This window comes from Rhodococcus sp. P1Y (genome assembly GCF_003641205.1).
Classification (GTDB): domain Bacteria; phylum Actinomycetota; class Actinomycetes; order Mycobacteriales; family Mycobacteriaceae; genus Rhodococcoides.
On sequence record NZ_CP032762.1, the window covers coordinates 4456262 to 4476181 of the forward strand.

A 19920-nucleotide genomic window follows, 5' to 3' on the forward strand; every position below is an offset into this window, starting at 1 on the left:
ATCTGGACTATCACCTCGTATTTCGGATATTCGGGCGCGCCTGGCCTCCGTAGCGTCCCTCGCTACCGAGGGTTCGCAAAGTGTGACTCTCTTGTCGAAAGGGAGGCCACGTGAGAACCGCAGACCTGACAGGACGCACAGCCATCGTCACCGGCGGAGCCACGCTGCTCGGGCGCGGAGTGGTGCAGGTGCTCGCCGATTACGGCGCGTCCGTGGTCGTCGCCGACATCGACGAGGAGAACGGCCGACGCGTCGAACAAGTGGCGTCGAGTTCGGGAGCTCCTGTCACCTTTCGTCGGGTCGACGTCACGGACGACACGGCATTGGCAACTCTCGTCACCGATACAGTCGCCGAACATGGCGGCCTCGACATCGTGGTCAATCTGGCGGCCGTCTACATCGACGACGGGTTCGCGACCACGCGTGCCGATTGGCTCACGGCTCTCAACGTCAACGTCGTGAGCATGGTCGCCCTGGTACAGGCCGCTCATCCCCATCTGAAGGCTAGCCGACACGCCGCTGTCGTCAACTTCACGTCCATCTCCAGCTCGGTCGCGCAAACCGGGCGCTGGGTGTATCCAGCAGGCAAAGCCGCGATCGCTCAGCTCACCCGCTCCATGGCCATGGACCTCGCCCCCGACGGAATTCGAGTGAACTCGGTCAGTCCTGGCTGGACGTGGTCCGCAATCATGGACAACCTGTCCGGCGGCGATCGCGTCAAGACCGATCGGGTTGCCGCTCCGTTCCACCTCACCGGACGTGTCGGTGACCCCAGCGAAGTCGGCAACGTCGTCGCCTTCCTCGCCTCCGATGCGGCCTCGGTCGTCACCGGAGCCGATTGGGCCGCGGACGGCGGGTACTCCGCCATGGGTCCCGAGCAAGCCACTCCAGCCATTCCCCTTCTCGCCGAACAGGATCCCTCATGAGTGTTCACAGCATCCATGCCAGCAAGACCATTGCAATCGTCGGTGCCGGGTTCGCCGGATTGTCCTCGGCGCGGGTACTGAGCGAATTGGGGCACGACGTCGTCGTATACGAGAAGGCCCCCGACGTCGGCGGCGTGTGGAGCGCAACGCGTCGTTACCCGGGACTGAAGACGCAGAACAACAAGGGCACCTACGCGTTGTCCGAGATGCCGATGCCGAAGCACTATCCCGAATGGCCCTCCGGCGAACAGGTCCAGTCATACCTCGAAAACTATGCCCGCGCATTCGATCTCATGGATCGCGTGCACTGCGACACCGAGGTGATCGACGCCTCCCCGACCCCTACCGGCGGCTGGGACGTCACCACGAAACGTACGGATGCAGCGGTGCACGGAGACAAGCCGATCACCAACACCGAGCACGTCGATCATCTGATCCTCGCCAGCGGCATCTTCTCCGAGCCCTTCGTTCCGGCGTTCGACGGTGCAGACGTCTTCCTTGCGGCCGGGGGCCAGATCTTCCCCGCTGGGGACCTTCACAGCCTGGACCAGGTGGCCGACAAGCACGCGATCATCGTCGGATACGGCAAGTCGGCCTGCGACATCACCGTCGAGGTGTCGAAAGTTGCGGCCTCGACCACCGTCGTCGCACGCGAGCTGCTGTGGAAGTTGCCTCGGAAGATTCGCAACGTCGTCAACTACAAGTTCATCATGTTGACTCGACTCGGCGAAGGACTGTTTCGATACAACTCCGTCAAAGGTGTCGAAAAGCTGCTCCATGCAGCAGATTCCACGATTGCCGACTCGATGATGTCCAGCGTGGGAAGCGTAACCACCAAACAGCTCGGGCTGAAGAAACTCGGCCTGATCCCGCAAGGTACGTTCGCCGACATCGCACGATCGACGGTCTCACTCGTCTCGGAAGGATTCTTCGAGGGGATCGCGGACGGGTCGATCGCTGTGCGCCGCGAAACGAACATCGTGCGACTGCTCGAAAAGGACGGACATCCGCAAGCCGAATTGTCGGACGGCACAGTGATCCGGGCGGATGTCGTACTCGCAGCAACCGGCTGGAAGCAGCACATCCCGTTCCTGTCTCCGGATGTGCTGAGCCGGTTCACGGACGACAACGGTGACTACGTTCTGTACCAGCAAATCCATCCTGTCGGGGTGTCGGACCTGAGCTTTGCCGGTTACAACTCCTCGTTCTTCTCGCCGCTGTCGGCCGAGACATCCGCGCTGTGGATCGGTTCACTGCTTGGCGGCAACCACACACTTCCCCCGGATGACGACATGCGAGCGTCCGTTGCGAAACGCTTGGCATGGATGCGCGAACGCACCAACGGCAATCACGCACGCGGCACCAACATCATTCCGTTCTCGGTGCACAACATCGACGAAACGCTCACAGACATCGGAATCAACGTGTCGATGCTGACGAGGGCGAAGCAATGGCTTCTTCCGGTGAACCCGAGCGACTACCGTGAAATGGTGCAGACACTGAAGAAGCGGATACACGGGTGATCTCCCGCATGTTCGACGCCGTTGTGGTCGGTGCCGGTATCAACGGAATGGTCGCGGCCGCAGAGCTTGCCGACGCGGGATGGTCGGTGGCGCTCGTCGACGAGCGCGAGAAATTGGGCGGGTTCATCGCCTCGGACTCGTTGACGCGTCCGGGCTTCGTACACGACACCTTCAGTTCCTGGCACCCCCTGTTCGTCACCGGCGGCGCGTACGCGACGCTCGGTGACGACCTGCACCGTCATGGTCTCGCGTACTCCAACACCGACGGAGCTGTCACGGCCACGGTATCCGATCACGGTGTTGCAGTGGCACATCGCGATCCGACGAAAACCGCCCAAAACTTCGAGCACGAGCACGATCGAGTGGCGTACGCAGCGATGCTGGCCGACCTGGAGTCCTGGGCCCCACATGTGTTCGGTGCCCTGGGCTCGGAACTACGACCGTTCGATCTCGCTCGCCTCGGCGCATCGATGATGCGTGCCCTCGGCAAGGACGGCAGCAGCGATATGATGCGCGTCTCGGCGCAGAGCGGGCGTGCGCTGATCCGTGAGCGTTTTCGTGGTTTCGAGGCCGATCACCTCTGGTCTCCGTGGCTTCTGCATGCCGGTCTGTCGCCCGACCACGCGACCGGTGGGCTGATGCTGCCGATCATGGCATTCACCATGCACGCGGCCGGTCTCCCGGTGGTGACCGGCGGTGCGGACAATTTCGTGACCGCGTTCGCACGCCTGCTCAGCGAACGTGGGGTGACGGTGATTCTCGGTGAATCCGCGGCGCACATCGAGATTCGGTCCGGTCGCGCTGTTGCAGTGCATCTGGCCGACGAGAGGCTGGCCGCGACACGGGCCGTACTGTCGTCGACAGCAACGCCCAGGCTCTACGACGACCTGCTCGATCCTGCGGTCGTTCCTGCTGCGGGCAGGCGTGCAGCCGACCGGCATCGCCCGGGTCGTGCTGCGATGCAGCTGCATTTCGCACTGGACCGTCCCGTTCGGTGGTCCGATTCGCGACTGGACGAGGTGCCGCTGGTACACATCGGAAGCGGCGCGTCCAGCACCGGAATTGCCTGTGCGCAAGCCGAATCAGGTCTGCTCCCCGCCGATCCCACGATCGTCGTCGGTCAGCAGTGCGTACTCGATCCCAGCCGCGCGCCGGCGGGCAAGGCCACTTTATGGGTACAGCTTCAGGAGCTGCCGTTCGCGCCGAAAGGCGATGCGGCGGGTTCGATTACGACGGACGGTACGTGGAGTACCGACACGACGGCAGCGTACGTCGATCGCGTGTTGGACTCGATCGAGCGCTTCGCACCTGGCCTACGTGCGACCGTGTTGGACTCGTATTCCATCCCGCCGACCGCACTGGCGGCAGCGAACGCCAACGCCGTCGCCGGCGATCCCTACGGCGGGGCGGCCGAAATCGATCAATCTCTGCTCTGGCGCCCCGGTACCGGCACGGGCCACCGCACCGGCATCGACGGACTGTTTCACATCGGTGCTTTCACGCACCCCGGCCCAGGACTCGGCGGTGGTTCGGGCCACCTCGTTGCTCAGCAACTGCTCGCGTCATCTCGTCGCACCCGCGGTGTGAATCGCATTCGGGGCGCGATCGAGAAATTTACATTGAAACAATGACGGACAGAACCGACGAAAGGCTAGACCGATGACTACTCCAACGACAACCTCGACACTCACCAACCTGTTGACCGAGCTGGCCAACGGCGCGATACGCATCGTCGACCTGACTGCTCCCCTGTCGTCCACGACACCGGTGCTGGCGCTGCCCGCACCGTTCGCGAACACGATCTCACTGTCCCTCGAGCCCGTCAGTGACTTCGACGATGCAGGCCCAGGATGGGGATGGAACAACATCCACACCGGAGAGCACACCGGCACTCACGTCGATGCGCCCGCTCACTGGGCAACCGGCCGGGACGGCCATACCGTCGACACAATTCCCCCGTCGCGACTCGTCGGTCCCGCCGTTGTGCTGGACTTCACCGCCGAGGTCGCGTCGGACCCGGATTTCCTGCTCGAGCCTGCCCACCTGGACGAGTTCGTGGCGAAGAACGGCCCTCTTCCGGACAACGCCTGGTTGGTGTTCCGCACGGGATGGAGTGCTCGCAACCAGAACGCAGAGGAATTCCTCAACGCCGACGACGACGGCCCACACACTCCCGGCGTATCGGTGGCAGGTGCGCAGTGGCTAGCCGCGTCGACAATCTCCGGATTTGCCGTCGAGACCGTGGGTGTGGACGCCGGCCAAGCGGCCGCGATGGAACCGATGTTCCCCGTCCACCACCACTTGCTCGGTGCGGACAAGTACGGCGTCACCCAGCTGCAGAACCTCGACCAGCTTCCCGCCGCAGGCGCAGTACTGGTCGTATCCCCACTCCCCATCGTCGGCGGAACGGGCTCCCCTGCACGTGTTCTCGCGTTCGTTCCAGCATGACGCGCACGGTTGCACATCTGGTGGCGGACGTGCTGGCCGATCTCGGCGTCGGCCACATCTTCGGTGTGGTCGGTAGTGGCAACTTCGACGTCACCAATGCCCTTATCGCACGCGGCATCCCCTACACGGCAGCGCGCCACGAAGGAGGTGCCGCGTCGATGGCCGACGGATTCGCCCGCCTTGCGGCGCTACCGGCGATCGTCAGCGTGCACCAGGGTTGCGGGCTGACGAACGCGATGACCGGCATCGGCGAGGCCGCCAAGAGCCGCACCCCCGTCATCGTGTTGGCCGCAGACGTCGCGGCATCGTCGAGATTGTCCAACTTCCGCATCGACCAAGACGCACTCGCCCGCAGCGTCGGAGCTCTCTCCGAGCGTGTGCACTCGGCGGCAACCGCAATCGCCGACGTGACCCGCGCGTGGCAGACCGCCGTGCACGACCGTCGCACCGTGGTGCTCAACCTCCCGCTCGACGTCCAGTCCGCTCCCGTAGCGGAATACGCCGGCACCGTCGCGCGACCCTCGGCTCCCGAACCGGTACGTCCGGCACAGTCGGCGGTCGAGCAGTTCGCGGCCCTACTCGCTGCCGCGTCGCGACCGGTGTTCGTCACCGGCCGTGGCGGCCGCGGTGCAGGCCAGGAGATCTCGGCCCTGGCCGAGCATGCCGGAGCGCTCGTGGCAACCTCTGCGGTCGCAAACGGCCTGTTTCGGGGCGAAGAATTCGATTTGGGAATTTCCGGCGGGTTCTCAACTCCACTGACCGCACAGTTGATCGCCGACGCAGACCTCGTGGTGGGGTGGGGATGCGCGCTGAACATGTGGACGATGCGACACGGATCCCTCATCGGGCAGGATGCACGAGTGGTCCAGATCGACGACACCGCCTCCGCACTCGGTGCACATCGCCCCGTCGACCTCGGAATTCACGGCGACTGCGCATCCACCGCGATCGACGTTCTCACCGAACTGTCTCGAAACACTCAGATGCGCAACGGCTACCGAACATCCGAGGTCTCGACCGATCTCGCGGCTCGTCGATGGTGGAACGATACCGATACACCGGACCTATCCACGTCCGAGACTATCGACCCGCGCCCGTTCACGAAAGCCTTGGACGACATGCTGCCCGCAGAACGGGTAGTAGCCATCGACTCGGGGAACTTCATGGGGTACCCATCGACGTATCTCCGCGTTCCCGACCACATGGGGTTCTGCTTCACGCAGGCGTTCCAATCGATCGGTCTCGGATTGTCCAGTGGGATCGGAGCAGCGTTGGCTCAACCCGATCGTCTCGCCGTGATCGGGACCGGCGACGGCGGCTTCATGATGGGTATATCGGAACTCGAGACCGCTGTCCGACTGGGACGTCCGATGTTGATAGCGGTGTACAACGATGCGGCCTACGGTGCGGAGGTTCACCACTTCCAACACCTCCCTCATGACGGTGCCCCTACGGATCTGTCGACGGTCACCTTCCCTGACACCGATATCGCCGCTGTAGCTCGGGGATTCGGTGCACGCGGCGTAACCGTACGAACTTTCGCCGATCTGGACGAGGTGCGTCGCTGGGCCACAGCACCGGATGGGGTCATGGTGGTCGACGCTAAAATCGCCGCTGACGGCGGCGCATGGTGGCTCGCAGAGGCATTCAAAGGTCACTGAGGTACTCGAGGGCACCGAGCGTTGGGCGGTAAGAGATATCGTCGATTTTCGACGATCGATACATCCTCGCAACACTCCGAGACTATCGTGGAGGTCACACAGCCCGGAAGGTGAGGACCGCCATGCCCGCTTTGCTTCGTCGTCACCCGGTGCTGGCAACAGCCGACCTGGACGAGGCGCGCTCGTCGGTCGGCCAGACGTTCTGCCCGCATCGCCTGACGGTGAAAGCTCGCCACAGCACACTGTCGGTAGTGCACAATGCTGCCTCCGTCGGCGGAATCGGCATGAACTACCTCCGCTACGGACAGGACGTGCGGATCACCCCCGGGACCTTCGACTCCTTCTACCTCGTGCAGATCCCGCTCCACGGCACTGCTCGAGTTCGGGTAGGCGAGACCGTCGTGCAATCGGACCGACGGTTCGCCTCCTTGCCGTCACCGACCCTGCACGTCGACATGGAATGGTCGGCCGATTGCGAACAACTTCTCGTGCACATCCCCAGGGACGCAGTACAGTCGGCCGCGCAATCGGAGCCGGGTACATCGTCGGATCCCGTCGTGTTCCACCCTCTGGTGGATATGAACTCACCCGCGATGTCGAGCTGGATGAGAATCGTCCACCTTGCCTGCGACGAGGCCGAGCGAGAAACCGGAATCCTCTCCTCGCCCCTGGCCGCGAGCCACTTCGAGCAGGTACTCGTCACCGGACTACTTGCAGCGCAACCTAATTCCTCTACACAGTCACCTCAGCCGACGCAGACCGCACTGACGTCCCGAACCGTTCGCTGCGCGCTGGACCTGATCCGCGAACAACCGGAATACCCCTGGAAAGTTGCAGAATTGGCTACGAGGGTGGGCGTAGGTCCGCGGACACTTCAAGCCGCCTTTCGACGTGAGCGAGGAACGACCCCGCTCGAGGAACTGCGCCGAGTTCGCCTGGCACGTGCGCACGCCGACCTGGTCGACGCAGCTCCCGACGGCGCCAGTGTCACCGAAGTTGCGACCAGATGGGGGTTCTTCCACCTCGGTCGGTTCTCACAGTTCTATCGCGCCGAGTTCGGCCTGAGCCCGTCTCAGACTCTCGCGTCCTGACCGGGCTCGGTAGCCGTCTTCACCCGACCGTGCAGCACCTCGAGCCACTGCGACGGCCAGGGCGCGGCGACGGCTCCCGAGGCCGTGCGGTCGATGTGTACGGTCACGTACGCGCCCCTCGCTGCCAGTTGCCGGTCTCGCCCCTCGAACGCCTCACCCCAGATCGAGAACTCGAATCGCATCGACGACGATCCGAGGTGTGCAATGTCGAGGTCCGTCGTGACCTCTTGTCCGAAATGCAGCGGTGCGTGGAAGTCGACCTCGTACCGCACTCGTGGGGCAACCGGGAAATAGCCGACGAGGCCACACTCACGAACGAGTGCGGCCTCGGCGGATTCGACGAACCGGATGACTGTGCTGTTGTGGTAGATGCCAGCGGCATCGGTGTCCACCCATTCGACCCGGCCTGACAACGAGAAAGTCATGCAGGCACTGTACTTCTCGGGCGCCAGCGCACATGAGCGGCGTTGTCGGAACCGTCCCGAAGCAACGACAGGCGCGGCGGGACCTTGTCGGTACGAGAGGTCGGTGGACGTCGCCGACCCGCGCGCCACTGCACAGGCCATTGCGCTCCGGGTCCTCGGTACTCTTGCTCCGCAGCAGCATGCAGCGTCCACTGTGGGTCGTAGAGGTGCGGTCGACCGAGTGCGCAGATGTCTGCTCGGCCGGCCAGGAGAATGGAATTGACATCGTCGTACGACGAAATCGCTCCCACGGCGATGACCGCCACTCCCGCGGCCGCAGCCACCTCGTGACGTATGCGGTCGGCGAACGGAGTTTGATACGACCGTCCGAACGCCGGCTTCTCTTTCTTGGTCACCTGGCCGGAGGACACGTCGATGGCGGCTGCACCGTGTTCGACGAATGCCCGAACGATCTCGACGGCATCGTCCACGGTGTTTCCGTCCGGAGCCCAGTCGGTCGCCGAGATACGCACGGATACGGGGAAACTCGACGGGACCGCGCGCCGGACGGCATCGAAGACCTCGAGCGGGAATCGCAAGCGATTCTCCAAACTGCCGCCGTAGGAGTCCGTTCTGACGTTCGCAACCGGAGACAGGAACGACGAGAGCAGATACCCGTGTGCCGCATGGACTTCGATCAGATCGAAACCGGCGGCAACGGCACGCTCGGCCGCTGCGACGAAATCGGCCACCACGATGTCCATGTCCGTGCGAGTTGCCTCGCGCGGAACGTGACATCCGTCGCCGTACGGAAGCGGTGATGGTCCGATCGGCTCCCAATTGCCCGAATCGAGCGGCTCGTCGATTCCGTCCCACATCAGCTTCGTCGACCCCTTACGACCCGAATGACCGAGCTGAACTCCGATTTTCGCTGCACTGTTGGCGTGCACGAACGACGTCACCCGGGCCCAGGCATCGCTCTGTTCATCCGTCCACAGTCCCGGGCAGCCCAGCGTGATCCGGGCTTCCGGCGACACGCACGTCATCTCGGTCATGAGCAGGCCTGCCCCACCCAACGCCTTGGACCCGAGATGGACGAGATGGAATTCTCCGGGCAGACCGTCCACGGCCGAGTACATGTCCATCGGCGAGAGCATGATTCGATTGACCAGGTCCAGTTCACCGATGCGCACCGATTGGAACATCGCAGGTGCTGATTCGACCGCGTTTCCACCCGCAACGGCATCGGCGAACCGCTGCTGTACCAGTGCGGCGAACTCGCCGTCACGCTCACCGAGATTGTCGAATGTAATTCTGCGAGAACGGGTCAGCAAATTGAAGACGAACTGCGTGTCTTCCTGATCGGCGTAGAGACCGATGTTCTCGAACCACTCCAGCGACGCCTGGGCCGCCCGCTGGGTGCTCTCCACCACCGGCTTCCGTTCGGCCTGGTACGCAGCGAGAGCGTCGGAGATGTTGGAGTGTTCATGCACGCAAGCGGCCAGAGCCAATGCGTCCTCCATCGCGAGCTTCGTCCCTGATCCGATGGAGAAGTGGGCGGTGTGTGCCGCATCGCCCAGCAGTACCACATTGTCGTCGAACCACCGCTCGTTACGAACAGTCTGGAACGACAACCACTTCGAGTTGTTCGTGAGAATTTCGTAACCGCCGAGATCGTCCGCGAAGATCTCGCGAATCCGATCGACCGCGTAGGTATCGGACACTCCCGGCGCGAAGTGCTGGTCCTCGGTGGCGTCGAGGCCGGCCCGCCGCCAGACATCCTCGTGCATTTCGACGATGAAGGTGGAACCCTGATCCGAATACGGGTAACCGTGGATCTGCATCGTCCCGAATTCGGTATGCCTGACAAGGAATTGAAACGCCTCGAACACCTTGTCGGTGCCGAACCAGATGTACTTGTTGTCGCGACGATCCAGCGTCGGACGGAACGCATCCGCATAACGGGTGCGGACGGCGGAATTCAGACCGTCGCAGGCGATCACCAAGTCGTAGGACGCCCGCAGAACGTCGGTGTCGGGTGCCTCGGTCCGGTACTGCACCTCGATGCCCAACTCGGCGACGCGCTGCTGCAGGATGGCCAGTAGCTCCTTGCGACTCATCGCCGCAAATCCCTGCCCACCTACTGTGTAGGAGCGGCCGTCGATCTCGACATCGATGTCCGTCCAGCGAGCGAATCGTCGCTCCATCTCGGTGTGCACGACGGCGTCGGCACCTTCGATACTGCCGAGTGTCTCGTCCGAGAACACGACACCGAAACCGAATGTATCGTCGGGCGCATTGCGTTCCCAGACGTCGATTCGATGACTGGAATCCAGTTGTTTCGCGAGGGCGGCGAAGTAGAGACCGCCGGGCCCTCCACCCACGATGGCAATCCTCATGATGTGCTCTCCTGTATCGTTTCACGAAGCTTGAAGTGCTGAAGTTTGCCGCTCGAATTCCTCGGCAGAGCGTCTATGAAGCGAATTCGTCTGGGGTACTTGTACGGTGCCAGTTCCGCTTTGACGTGATTTTGAATGGATTCGACGGCCGCCGTGTCGGGAGCAATCCCCGAACGAAGTACCACGAACGCGCTCACGATCTGTCCGCGTTCGGCGTCTGCCTCGGCAATGACAGCCGCGTCCACGACGTCCGGATGCATGTCGATGCATGCCTCGACTTCTGGAGCACCGATGTTGTAACCCGAGGACACGATCATGGAATCGGTTCGAGCACAGTAGAAGAAGTAGCCGTCCTCGTCGCGGTAGAAGGTGTCACCGGTGACGTTCCATCCGTTCTCCACCCGCTCGTGCTGACGATCGTCGGCCAGGTATCGGCACCCGACGGGACCGATCACCGCCAGTCGACCGGGCACGCCCGCTGCCACCGGTTCGCCGTCGTCACCGAGTATTTCGGCGCGATAGCCGGGAAGCGGCTTACCTGTCGACCCCTCACGTGTCTCGCTCGCTGCAGCGGTGGACAGAAAGATGTGGAGCAGTTCTGTGGCACCGATTCCGTCGACGATCTCGAGACCGACGGCGTCCCGAATATGGTTCCACACCCCGGCCGAAATATGCTCACCTGCGCTGACCGCTGTCCGCAGGCCGGACAGTTGAGCAATCTTGCCTGCTTTGATCATCTGCTTGTACGCCGTGGGGGCAGTCGCGAGAACCGAAACCCTCTCGCTGTGCACCACATCGGCGAGTTCGACCGGTGTCACAGCATCGGTGAGCAGAGCACAGGCCCCGGCTCGCAACGGAAACACCACCAACATGCCCAGACCGAAGGTAAATGCCATCGGCGCCGTACACGCAACCACGTCGTCGGGCCGCAGGCCGAGACCGTGCTTGCCGAACGTGTTGTCTATCGAGAGTACGTCGCGGTGGAAGTGCATCGTGATCTTCGGGGTTCCGGTACTGCCGGATGTCGGGCACAGCAACGCGACGTCGTCGGCGGCTGTATCGACTGCCACGAAGCCTGTCGGCTTGTCGGCCGAGCGAACCATCAGATCGTCGGACGCGTCTCCTCCGAAGGGAACCACCACCAGTTCGGGATGCCCCTGGTCGCGCACCGTGTGCAGATCGTCCGCAAAGCGAGAGTCCACCAGTGCGATGACGGGTCGAGTCTTGTCCACGATCGGTACCAGCTCGCGGGACCGCAGGGCACTCATCACCACGACGGCTATCCCGCCTGCTTCGATGATCGCGAGCCACGCAGCTACTGCTATCGGCGTGTTGGGCGAACGCAGTAGGACGCGGTTCCCCGGCACGAGTCCGAGGTCCTCGGTGAGCACCCGAGCGATCCGGTGCGTGTGGTCGCGGAGTTCACCGAGAGTCCAGGTGATCCCGGCAGGGGTGCGAAGAGCATGGTGATGCTCGCCGAATCGCTCGACAGCGCGCTCGATCAGCTCGGCTCCCGCGTTGAGCCGCTCCGGATACTGCAGTTCAGGGGTCGTGAATTCGAGAACCGGCCACAATTCGGCGGGCGGGAGGTTGTCTCGCGCGAACGTGTCCACGTGGGCGCTTGGGGTGAGGGCTTGTGCTGTGTCCGCGGTCATTGCACGGCTCCTGTCGTCTCGGCATCGATCATGCCCTCCTGGACGACGGTGGCCAGGTGGATTCCTTCGGGGGTGAAGAATCTGCCCAGGCCGACGCCGCGGCCTCGATCGGCGGCGACCGCCTCCTGGGCGTAGAGCAACCACCCGTCCATCGTCCCCGGTTCGGGCGTGCGGTGAAACCACATCGCGTGATCGAGACTGGCGGTGACGAGCCCCTTCTCGGCCCACGGATGCCCCAGCGCACGAAGTACCGGCTCGAGGATGGTGTAGTCACAGACGTACGCGAGCGCGGCCAGGTCCCTCTGCGCATCGGGCAGGCCGTCCACCGGAAGTAACCGGTCGAAGGGGCGCACCCAAATGGCCTGGTGGGGGCTTCGCCCGCCCTCGATATCGAGGTAGACCGGACCCGGCACGTGCCGCATGTCGAAGCTACGTCCGGCCGCCCAGTAGTCCTTCGAGACCGTGGTCATCGTGTTCTCGTCCGAGACGGCATGGTCGGCCAGGTATTGCGCCGACGTCGGAAGAGATTCTGGCGCAGGGACATCGGTGGGTATCGCGCTGCTCAGCGATCCTCCGGTGCCACCGGCTGCAAAGGACACCATGGCGATGTAGGTGACCTTGTCGTTCTGATACGCGCGCACCTGCCGGGTGGCGAATCGGCGACCATCACGAATCACCTCCACGTCGTAGTGCACCTCCGCATCGATGTCGACGGGTCGCAGGAAATACGAGTGCATCGAGTGCATCGACTTACCGTCGGTCACCGAACGCATGGCCGCAGCTGCCGCCTGGGCAACCATGTCACCGCCGTACGCTTTGGGCCATGGGCACTCCTGGGTCCGCGCGGTGAAACCGACATCGGATCGACGCGGTTCGGCCTCGGTCAGCGTCACGCATCGGGTGAACATGGCGGAGGTCGCGACTGACTGCGTCATGGTCGGTTCGACCAGTCACGAAGCGAATCATCCTCTACCGGAGCCAAATTGACGACAATGTTGTCCGGCGTGCGAGTCGTCAGCCAATGCAACGGCTCGGTGCGGCTGAGATTGCATTCGATGTGCGGCATGAACGGCGGCACGAACACCCAGTCCCCCTCGTCCATGTCGATGTACTCCGAGTAGTTCTCGCCGAAGTAGATGCGGGCGTGACCGGAGAGGACGTAACCGCCCGTCTCCGCCTCCCCGTGATGGTGTGCAAGAGAACGGTATCCGGGTTCGTTGCTCACCTTGCCGTACCAGATCTTCGTCGCCGGTGTGTGCTGCGGACTGACGCCCGAGATTCGTACTGCACCCTCGGTCTGGCCGGTCCGGCCGTCCTCTTCACCTGCCCGAGTCACGACAGGAACGACCTGCCCACCTGCGCTCGCGTACATCGAGTTGTCGCCTTGCAGAGAGTATCCGGCGTTGGAATCGAACTGAGTGGTCATGCTGTTCTCCTTGCTCGTGAGGCCGGCTCGGTGACCCGGACTGTGTTGACGAGGGTGCCGATAGCCTCGATCTCCGTTTCGAGAACATCGCCGTCGGCGAGGAACCAGGCTGGCTCGCGAGCCATGCCGATACCACCAGGAGTGCCGGTGAGCACGAGATCGCCGGCACTCAGGGTTGTGAAAGTCGAAATGTACGAAAGAAGTTCCGCTGAATCGAACACCAATGTGCTCGTGCTGTCTCGCTGGACGTCGACGCCGTTGACCCGGCAGGTGATCGTGAGCCCGGCGGTCGGGTCGATCTCGTCTGCCGTGACGACCACTGGTCCGACCGGAGTCGTGGCGTCCCAGGCTTTTCCCTGGAACCACTGCAGAGTGCGGCGCTGCCAATCGCGCATCGATATGTCGTTCGCGACGGTGTAGCCCAGGATCGCCTCGGCTGCTTCGTCGCGCGAAGCGCGCGTCAGCGTCCGGCCCACGACCACTGCCAGTTCGGCTTCCCAGTCGGCGCTGACATCGTCTGCGATCACCACGTCGTCCGTCGGCCCGATGAGAGAGTCGGCGAACTTAGCGAACAGGGTCGGATGGGTCGGCAGGTCGCGACCGGTCTCGGTGATGTGCTCGCCGTAGTTCAATCCGCAGCAGATCACCTTGGAGGGCGCGGGCAGAGGGAGGACAAGTGCGCCGGTCACCCGTGGGCCATCGACAACGCCCGAGCTGGGTGCGGTCCAGCCGGTACGAAGCAGTTCCGACAACGAGGGCGCAGGTAGCGCCACCCAGCCGTCTGTGTGCGCGGCCGCCGCAACGGTCTCTCCGCTGTCGAGTTCGAGCGTAGCGAGCTTCATGATGTGTCCTTCCGCCTAAATCTTGTGCTGAGTTTTGCACGATCGTCGCAAGTGCGCAATACTTGTTGCAAATACGCACACTCGACGACTCTCGGGAAGGGACCACTCATGGCCCACCACACCGTCAATCCGTCCGAACTGCCGACACCCAAGGGTTTTTCACACGGCACGCTGGCGGGCAACACGCTTTACCTGGGCGGACAGACGGCCCTCGACAAGAACATGAACATCGTCCCCGGCGGAATAGTCGAGCAGTTCCGCCAGTCGTTCTCGAATGTTCTGACAACCCTGGCCGCAGCAGGTGGACAGCCCGAGGACCTGACCAACATCACGATCTTCCTGACCGACATTCCCGATTACCAGGCGCACGGTCGGGAGATCGGACGCGTGTGGCGCGAACTCGCTGGGCCGGTCTACCCGGCTATGGCCGGTATCGGTACCACCGGCCTGTGGCAAGCGGAGGCCCTGATCGAAATCACTGCTATCGCAGTGATTCCCGAGGATCGACTGATCCGTCCGTAGTACGTCCGGTCAGATTCGATCGACAAAGGCGTGTGCCGGCTTCTCCAGCAGCTCTCGGAGATCGGCGAACAGTGCAGTCGCCCGGTCACCGGGCCACGGTTGAGGAAGTAGGTGGGCGGGCAGCCCCGGGTCGCGGTACGGAAGCCGCCTCCAGGCAGTCAGTGCGCGGATGTAGTCGGCGAACGCTTCCCCTGGGTTCTCGGCGGGCGTCGCCTCGTTCCACGTCTCGCGGAGTACCTCGAACTGAGCGACGAACCGAGCGTAGGCGGCACCGAGCGCCTCCAGGTCCCACCACTGTGACACCCGCATCGTGAGGTCCTCGGAATTCAGGCGCGCACCGGTGAAAACATCGGCGTAGGCGTCCAGTCCGTCCGCGGCCAGCGCCTTCTCGCAGTCGTCGGCGAGGTGGGCCGGTGCGATCCACACACCCGAGGTGACGTTGCCGAATCCGAGTCCCGCCAGCCGAGTCCGTAACGCATGCCTGCTGCGTCGTTCGCTTTCGGGTACCGAGAAGACCACCATGGTCCAGTCTTCGCCGACCGATGCGGGCCGAGCGAAGATTCGACGATCACCGATGGCCAGGATATCGCGAGCTACCGCCGATAGCGCGTATCCCGCTGTGGTGCCACGCTTCTCGGCAACCAGAATTCCGCGTCGTTTGAGTCTCGACACCGCGGATCTCACGGCTGGCGCGTCGACCCCGACTGGCTCCATGAGACGAATCAAGCTGCTGACACTCACCCATCCACCGAACTCGCGGACGTACAGACCGACCACGGTGACGATCAGCGATCGTGGAGGCAGTGATAGATCAACAGGATCTGCTGCACCGTCGACCGGGTCGACATCACCCAGCATGTCGGAGCCGTTCACATCAACCACCCGACAATCCAACCACACACCGAATCGATTTCTACCGACCGAGCCACAAGCCCGCCTCTTCGACTCGTACAAAGCACTATCCGGGTCAGTCCCACATCCCGTCTCGATGGCACCGACAGCACGCCGTTGTCGTCATGCGATGGGTGGAGTACTCAACACGATCGCCGACGGCGGACCATGCATTGTGAGACGCAGTGGCAGTTCAGGATTGGAGCCGGCGAGCAAGATATGGTCCCGTGATGCTGTCCGGGGACACCGCCACTTCGGCGGGCGTCCCGGTGGCAACGACGGTGCCCCCGTGGTCGCCGCCGCCTGGACCGAGATCGATGACCCAGTCCGCGGACGCTATGGCATCCAAGTCGTGTTCCACCATCACCACGGTGTTGCCCGCATCGACAAGCAAATGCAGCTGGCGCATGAGCAGTGCGACGTCGGAGGGATGCAGCCCTGCCGTCGGTTCGTCCAATAGATACAGGGCGGTGCCGCGGCGAGTGCGCTGCAACTCGGTGGCAATCTTGATGCGCTGCGCTTCTCCGCCACTCAGCTCGGTGGCGGGTTGACCGAGCCGAAGGTACCCGAGCCCGATATCGCGCAAGGTCTCCAGACTGCGGGATGCTCCCGCGATATCGGCGAAGAACATCGCAGCCTCGTCCACCGACATACCCAAGACCTGAGCAATTGTCTTCTCGCGCCATGTTATTTCGAGAGTTTCCGGGGTGAACCGGGCACCGTGACAGGTGGGGCACGGGCCATAGGTGCCGGGAAGGAACAGCAGCTCCACCTCGACGAAACCGTCACCCTGGCACGTGGGGCATCGCCCGTCGGCGACGTTGAAAGAGAACCGTCCGGGTGCCCATCCACGGGCCTTCGCCTCATCGGTGGCGGCAAACAGTTTGCGGACGATGTCGAACATTCCGACGTAGGTGGCCAGTGTCGATCTGGGGGTTCGGCCGATGGGTCGTTGATCTACGCGGACCAGGCGGGTGAACATCTCGATCCCGGCAACCTCGGCCACGTCGAGCTCGATCTGCACGTCATCGTCCTCGTCTGCCGCGGTCTCGAGTCGATGACGCGCCACTTCGAACAGGACCTGGCTGACGAGTGTCGACTTCCCGGAGCCCGACACACCCGTCACTGCCGTCAGCACCGCGTGTGGGAACTCCGCCGTCAACTCTCGCAGATTGTGCCGGGTGACTCCGGTCAGCGTCAGCCAGCCCTTGGCTGGGCGTGCCTCACGCTGCACAGATTCCGCTCGACCGAAAAGGTGCCTGCCGGTGACCGATTCCCCGATCTCTTCCAAGCCGGCGACGGGGCCGCTGTACACAACCCGTCCGCCGCCCTCGCCGGCCGCGGGTCCGATATCGACGACCCAGTCGGCGCGGCGGACCACATCCATGTCGTGTTCGACGACGAACAAGGAGTTTCCCGACGCCTTCAGCTGGTCCAGGACGTCGAGAAGTGGCTCGGCATCGGCGGGATGCAGCCCGGCGGAGGGTTCGTCCAACACGTACACCACCCCGAAGAGACCGGAACGGAGCTGAGTGGCGATCCGCAACCGCTGCGTCTCGCCAGGCGACAGCGTCGTCGAGCTACGTCCCAGCGCCAAATACCCAAGGCCCAACTCGAGCAACACGTCGATTCTGGCCAGCAGGTCGGCGGTGATGCGTACTGCTACCTCCGTGGCCTCCCCCGACTGCTCGGCTACCGGGCGCAGTACTGCGGCAAGTTCGATCAGTGAAAGCGCATTGATCTCGGCGATCGAGTGACCGGCGATGGTGACGCCCAGCGCGTCGGCGCGCAGTCCACTGCCGGAGCACATCGGGCAGCGGACGGTCTCGGTGAACTGCAGCGCGCGGTCCCGCATCCGCTGGCTGTTCGAGTCCGACAGGACATGCATGACGTGACTGCGGGCGCTCCAGAACTTGCCTTCGTAACTGTGGTCGACGCGGCCCTCTTCTGGCTTGATGAACACCTTGGGGTGCTCCTCGGTGAAGAGCAGCCAGTCTCGGTCCTTCTTCTTCAGCGTGCGCCACGGCGCGTCGATGTCGATACCCATGCCGCTGACGATGCTGCGCAGATTTGCGCCCTGCCAGGCACCCGGCCACGCCGCGATCGCCCCCTCTCGAATACTCAGCGAGGGGTCGGGGACGAGCAGTTCCGTCGTCACATCATGGAAGTCGCCCAGCCCTCCGCACCGAGGGCAGGCCCCGGCGACGGTATTGGGTGAAAACGCTTCCGCCGACAGCAGCGGCGCACCGTCGGGATAGGTACCGGCCCGGGAGTACAGCATGCGAAGCAGGTTGGACATGGTGGTGATGGTGCCGACGCTGGAACGTGAACTGGGTGAACCCCGGCGTTGCTGCAGCGCAACGGCTGGGGGAAGGCCGGTGATGGAGGCGACATGGGGTGCGCCAACTTGCTGAAGCAGTCGACGCGCGTAGGGGGCAACCGATTCGAAGTACCGTCGCTGCGCTTCGGCGTACAAGGTGCTGAAAGCCAGTGACGACTTTCCTGACCCCGACACTCCTGTGAACGCGACGAAGGCATTGCGGGGTATGTCGACATCGACAGCGGCCAGGTTGTGCTCGGTAGCACCACGTACACGGACATACCCGTCCCAGTTTGAGTCTGTCACCGAACGAGCCTAACGAAGGTCCCAGTCCTGAGGGCGGAGTCCACGGAATAGACCCCGCAGCACCGAGATGAGGCATTGTCGAGCATGAACCAATAAGCGCGTCCCCGGACAGAGCCAGGAAACTCCGACAGCCGCTTGTTGCCACGGCCTTCTGTGACGCCGATTGGTATCGAGGTAGCTATCCCGCAGGGAGCCAGCATCGATCCGAGAGCCCAGTTCGTGCCCCCGATGAAAGCCAGCCAATACCCGAGAAGGGCGGTCCCACGTTCATTCTCGGCAGCCGCACGTGTCGCCATGCCGAAGCGTGTGAAGCGGTAGACGCCCCACAGCACCGCGGTGAAAATCGCGGCCGTTCCCACAAGGTAAAAAATGGCGAAGCCATATATCTCCGCAAGACGGGTTTCTCGCACGGTTACGGGACCAGCACCACCTTTCCGGCGGTTGCGCGTGAAACCAAAAGGTCGTGCGCTCGAGCAGCTTCAGTGAAAGGTAGTACTGCGCTTACAATTCCGCCAAGCGCTCCTTGATCCAAGAGCACGCGCAACGGTGCCAGCCAGGGTTGAATAGTCCCGCGGTCGTCCCACAGCACCCGTTGGTCGAAGCCGATCAGGGATTTGGAATCGATCATGAGATTCGACGAGTCCACCCCCTCGATGACACGGAAGTCCGGTGCTACCTCAGCATCACCGACGTCACGTTTGCCCTTGTCGAAGGCCGATGCCGCCCCGAACATCACCAGACGACCCCCGGGCCGCAGCATGCGGTAACTGCGGGCGAACGAGTCGCCACCGATAGCATCGAGAATGAGGTCGAAGCTTGGAAGGTTTGCCTCCCATCCCTGGGCCGTGTAGTCCACAATGTGATCGACCCCGAGCTGCCGCAGCATCCCGTGCTTTCGAGGCGATGCTGCACCCCAAACCTGCGCGCCTGCGTGCTTCGCAATCTGAACCGCCATGACGCCGACGCCTCCTGCCGCGGCCTTGATCAGCACTCGCTCCCCGGGCTGAACGTTGCCGTAACTGACCAGAGCTGCCCAGGCTGTGGTTCCTCCCACCGGGATCGTGGCACCTTCTTCGTAGCTCATCGAGTCGGGCAGCTTGATAGCGTCACGAGAGTCGACGGCAATACGTTCGGCAAACCCACCCCTGCGGGTCATGGCAGCCACACGGTCACCAACGGCGAGGCCGGCCACATCTGGCGCAACGGAAGTTACGATCCCGGCGACCTCGAAACCGCCGACGTACGGGATCGGAGTTCCGCGCTTGTAGTGACCGAGTCGTGCCATCACGTCGGCGAAGTTGAGACCTGCGGCGTGGACCGAAATTTCAACCTCTCCCGAAGAAACCTGCGGTGAGGCGACATCGTCCTCTACCTTCAGAACGTCCGTGCCTCCATATTCACGAATAACGATAGCGCGCATAGTATTTCTCCTCTTCGTATGCGTTCGATCGGGTTGGCACGCCGAAACCTGCGCATAACTTGGCCCAGGATCGCAGGGCCATGCTG

Annotated in this window: 16 protein-coding genes; 7 read left to right on the forward strand and 9 right to left on the reverse strand. The window is 63.3% G+C overall.

What is annotated here, in order from left to right; translation table 11 throughout:
- Nucleotides 1-110 precede the first annotated feature (110 nt).
- The 6 genes from D8W71_RS20540 to D8W71_RS20565 all read left to right on the forward strand — a co-directional run bounded on the left by D8W71_RS20540 (nucleotide 111) and on the right by D8W71_RS20565 (nucleotide 7649).
- On the forward strand, nucleotides 111-926 hold the full coding sequence (locus tag D8W71_RS20540; RefSeq protein WP_121116080.1) for an SDR family oxidoreductase: 816 nt from the start codon (nucleotides 111-113) through the stop codon (nucleotides 924-926).
- Entirely contained in the window at nucleotides 923-2449 is a 1527-nt protein-coding gene (locus D8W71_RS20545) for a flavin-containing monooxygenase (protein ID WP_121116082.1), read from the forward strand. The genes D8W71_RS20540 and D8W71_RS20545 overlap by 4 nt, the downstream gene beginning before the upstream one ends.
- Nucleotides 2446-4080 carry a phytoene desaturase family protein gene (locus tag D8W71_RS20550; protein ID WP_121116084.1) on the forward strand — a complete coding sequence of 545 codons (1635 nt, stop codon included), beginning with the start codon at nucleotides 2446-2448 and terminating at the stop codon, nucleotides 4078-4080. Before D8W71_RS20545 ends, D8W71_RS20550 begins: the two co-directional genes overlap by 4 nt.
- Nucleotides 4081-4108: 28 nt before the next feature.
- On the forward strand, nucleotides 4109-4897 hold the full coding sequence (locus D8W71_RS20555; protein ID WP_121116086.1) for a cyclase family protein: 789 nt from the start codon (nucleotides 4109-4111) through the stop codon (nucleotides 4895-4897).
- Nucleotides 4894-6558: a thiamine pyrophosphate-binding protein gene (locus tag D8W71_RS20560; RefSeq protein ID WP_121116088.1), complete on the forward strand. Its 1665-nt coding sequence runs from the start codon at nucleotides 4894-4896 to the stop codon at nucleotides 6556-6558. Before D8W71_RS20555 ends, D8W71_RS20560 begins: the two co-directional genes overlap by 4 nt.
- Before the next feature lie 122 nt (nucleotides 6559-6680).
- Nucleotides 6681-7649, forward strand: a complete 969-nt coding sequence (locus D8W71_RS20565; RefSeq protein ID WP_201265150.1) for an AraC family transcriptional regulator — start codon at nucleotides 6681-6683, stop codon at nucleotides 7647-7649.
- On the opposite strand, the gene D8W71_RS20570 is transcribed toward D8W71_RS20565, so the two are convergent.
- Genes D8W71_RS20570 through D8W71_RS20595 form a run of 6 tightly spaced genes read right to left on the reverse strand, consistent with a single transcriptional unit; the run spans nucleotide 7631 to nucleotide 14375 of the window.
- Nucleotides 7631-8074, reverse strand: a complete 444-nt coding sequence (locus D8W71_RS20570; protein ID WP_121116090.1) for an acyl-CoA thioesterase — start codon at nucleotides 8072-8074, stop codon at nucleotides 7631-7633. The genes D8W71_RS20565 and D8W71_RS20570 overlap by 19 nt on opposite strands.
- Entirely contained in the window at nucleotides 8071-10452 is a 2382-nt protein-coding gene (locus D8W71_RS20575; protein ID WP_121116092.1) for a bifunctional salicylyl-CoA 5-hydroxylase/oxidoreductase, read from the reverse strand. The genes D8W71_RS20570 and D8W71_RS20575 overlap by 4 nt, the downstream gene beginning before the upstream one ends.
- Nucleotides 10449-12107 (reverse strand): AMP-binding protein, encoded by a 1659-nt coding sequence (locus D8W71_RS20580; protein WP_121116094.1) that lies wholly within the window; start codon nucleotides 12105-12107, stop codon nucleotides 10449-10451. Before D8W71_RS20580 ends, D8W71_RS20575 begins: the two co-directional genes overlap by 4 nt.
- The gene (locus D8W71_RS20585) at nucleotides 12104-13042 is read right to left on the reverse strand and encodes an acyl-CoA thioesterase (RefSeq protein ID WP_121116097.1); all 939 of its coding nucleotides are present in this window, start codon (nucleotides 13040-13042) and stop codon (nucleotides 12104-12106) included. The genes D8W71_RS20580 and D8W71_RS20585 overlap by 4 nt, the downstream gene beginning before the upstream one ends.
- Entirely contained in the window at nucleotides 13039-13479 is a 441-nt protein-coding gene (locus D8W71_RS20590) for a cupin domain-containing protein (protein ID WP_201265440.1), read from the reverse strand. Before D8W71_RS20590 ends, D8W71_RS20585 begins: the two co-directional genes overlap by 4 nt.
- Before the next feature lie 50 nt (nucleotides 13480-13529).
- Complete coding sequence (locus D8W71_RS20595; RefSeq protein WP_121116101.1) at nucleotides 13530-14375, reverse strand: fumarylacetoacetate hydrolase family protein; 846 nt, start codon at nucleotides 14373-14375, stop codon at nucleotides 13530-13532.
- Nucleotides 14376-14483: 108 nt separating this feature from the next.
- Here D8W71_RS20595 and D8W71_RS20600 point away from each other — a divergent pair, with 108 nt between their 5' ends.
- Complete coding sequence (locus tag D8W71_RS20600; protein ID WP_121116103.1) at nucleotides 14484-14897, forward strand: RidA family protein; 414 nt, start codon at nucleotides 14484-14486, stop codon at nucleotides 14895-14897.
- A gap of 9 nt (nucleotides 14898-14906) precedes the next feature.
- On the opposite strand, the gene D8W71_RS20605 is transcribed toward D8W71_RS20600, so the two are convergent.
- The 3 genes from D8W71_RS20605 to D8W71_RS20620 all read right to left on the reverse strand — a co-directional run bounded on the left by D8W71_RS20605 (nucleotide 14907) and on the right by D8W71_RS20620 (nucleotide 19834).
- Complete coding sequence (locus tag D8W71_RS20605) at nucleotides 14907-15779, reverse strand: PaaX family transcriptional regulator (RefSeq protein ID WP_121116106.1); 873 nt, start codon at nucleotides 15777-15779, stop codon at nucleotides 14907-14909.
- Between the two features lie 202 nt (nucleotides 15780-15981).
- Nucleotides 15982-18414: an excinuclease ABC subunit UvrA gene (locus D8W71_RS20610; RefSeq protein WP_121116108.1), complete on the reverse strand. Its 2433-nt coding sequence runs from the start codon at nucleotides 18412-18414 to the stop codon at nucleotides 15982-15984.
- A 412-nt stretch (nucleotides 18415-18826) separates the two neighbouring features.
- Complete coding sequence (locus D8W71_RS20620) at nucleotides 18827-19834, reverse strand: zinc-binding dehydrogenase (protein ID WP_121116112.1); 1008 nt, start codon at nucleotides 19832-19834, stop codon at nucleotides 18827-18829.
- Nucleotides 19835-19920 lie beyond the last annotated feature (86 nt).

What these genes read in the sequence shown, in the direction of transcription:
- D8W71_RS20580 (WP_121116094.1), bottom strand. Translation starts at nt 12,107, where the DNA reads ATGACCGCGGACACAGCACAAGCCCTCACCCCAAGCGCCCACGTGGAC.
- D8W71_RS20560 (WP_121116088.1), top strand. Translation starts at nt 4,894, where the DNA reads ATGACGCGCACGGTTGCACATCTGGTGGCGGACGTGCTGGCCGATCTC.
- D8W71_RS20620 (WP_121116112.1), bottom strand. Translation starts at nt 19,834, where the DNA reads ATGCGCGCTATCGTTATTCGTGAATATGGAGGCACGGACGTTCTGAAG.
- D8W71_RS20545 (WP_121116082.1), top strand. Translation starts at nt 923, where the DNA reads ATGAGTGTTCACAGCATCCATGCCAGCAAGACCATTGCAATCGTCGGT.
- D8W71_RS20555 (WP_121116086.1), top strand. Translation starts at nt 4,109, where the DNA reads ATGACTACTCCAACGACAACCTCGACACTCACCAACCTGTTGACCGAG.
- D8W71_RS20595 (WP_121116101.1), bottom strand. Translation starts at nt 14,375, where the DNA reads ATGAAGCTCGCTACGCTCGAACTCGACAGCGGAGAGACCGTTGCGGCG.
- D8W71_RS20565 (WP_201265150.1), top strand. Translation starts at nt 6,681, where the DNA reads ATGCCCGCTTTGCTTCGTCGTCACCCGGTGCTGGCAACAGCCGACCTG.
- D8W71_RS20575 (WP_121116092.1), bottom strand. Translation starts at nt 10,452, where the DNA reads ATGAGGATTGCCATCGTGGGTGGAGGGCCCGGCGGTCTCTACTTCGCC.
- D8W71_RS20600 (WP_121116103.1), top strand. Translation starts at nt 14,484, where the DNA reads ATGGCCCACCACACCGTCAATCCGTCCGAACTGCCGACACCCAAGGGT.
- D8W71_RS20570 (WP_121116090.1), bottom strand. Translation starts at nt 8,074, where the DNA reads ATGACTTTCTCGTTGTCAGGCCGGGTCGAATGGGTGGACACCGATGCC.
- D8W71_RS20585 (WP_121116097.1), bottom strand. Translation starts at nt 13,042, where the DNA reads ATGACGCAGTCAGTCGCGACCTCCGCCATGTTCACCCGATGCGTGACG.
- D8W71_RS20590 (WP_201265440.1), bottom strand. Translation starts at nt 13,479, where the DNA reads ATGTACGCGAGCGCAGGTGGGCAGGTCGTTCCTGTCGTGACTCGGGCA.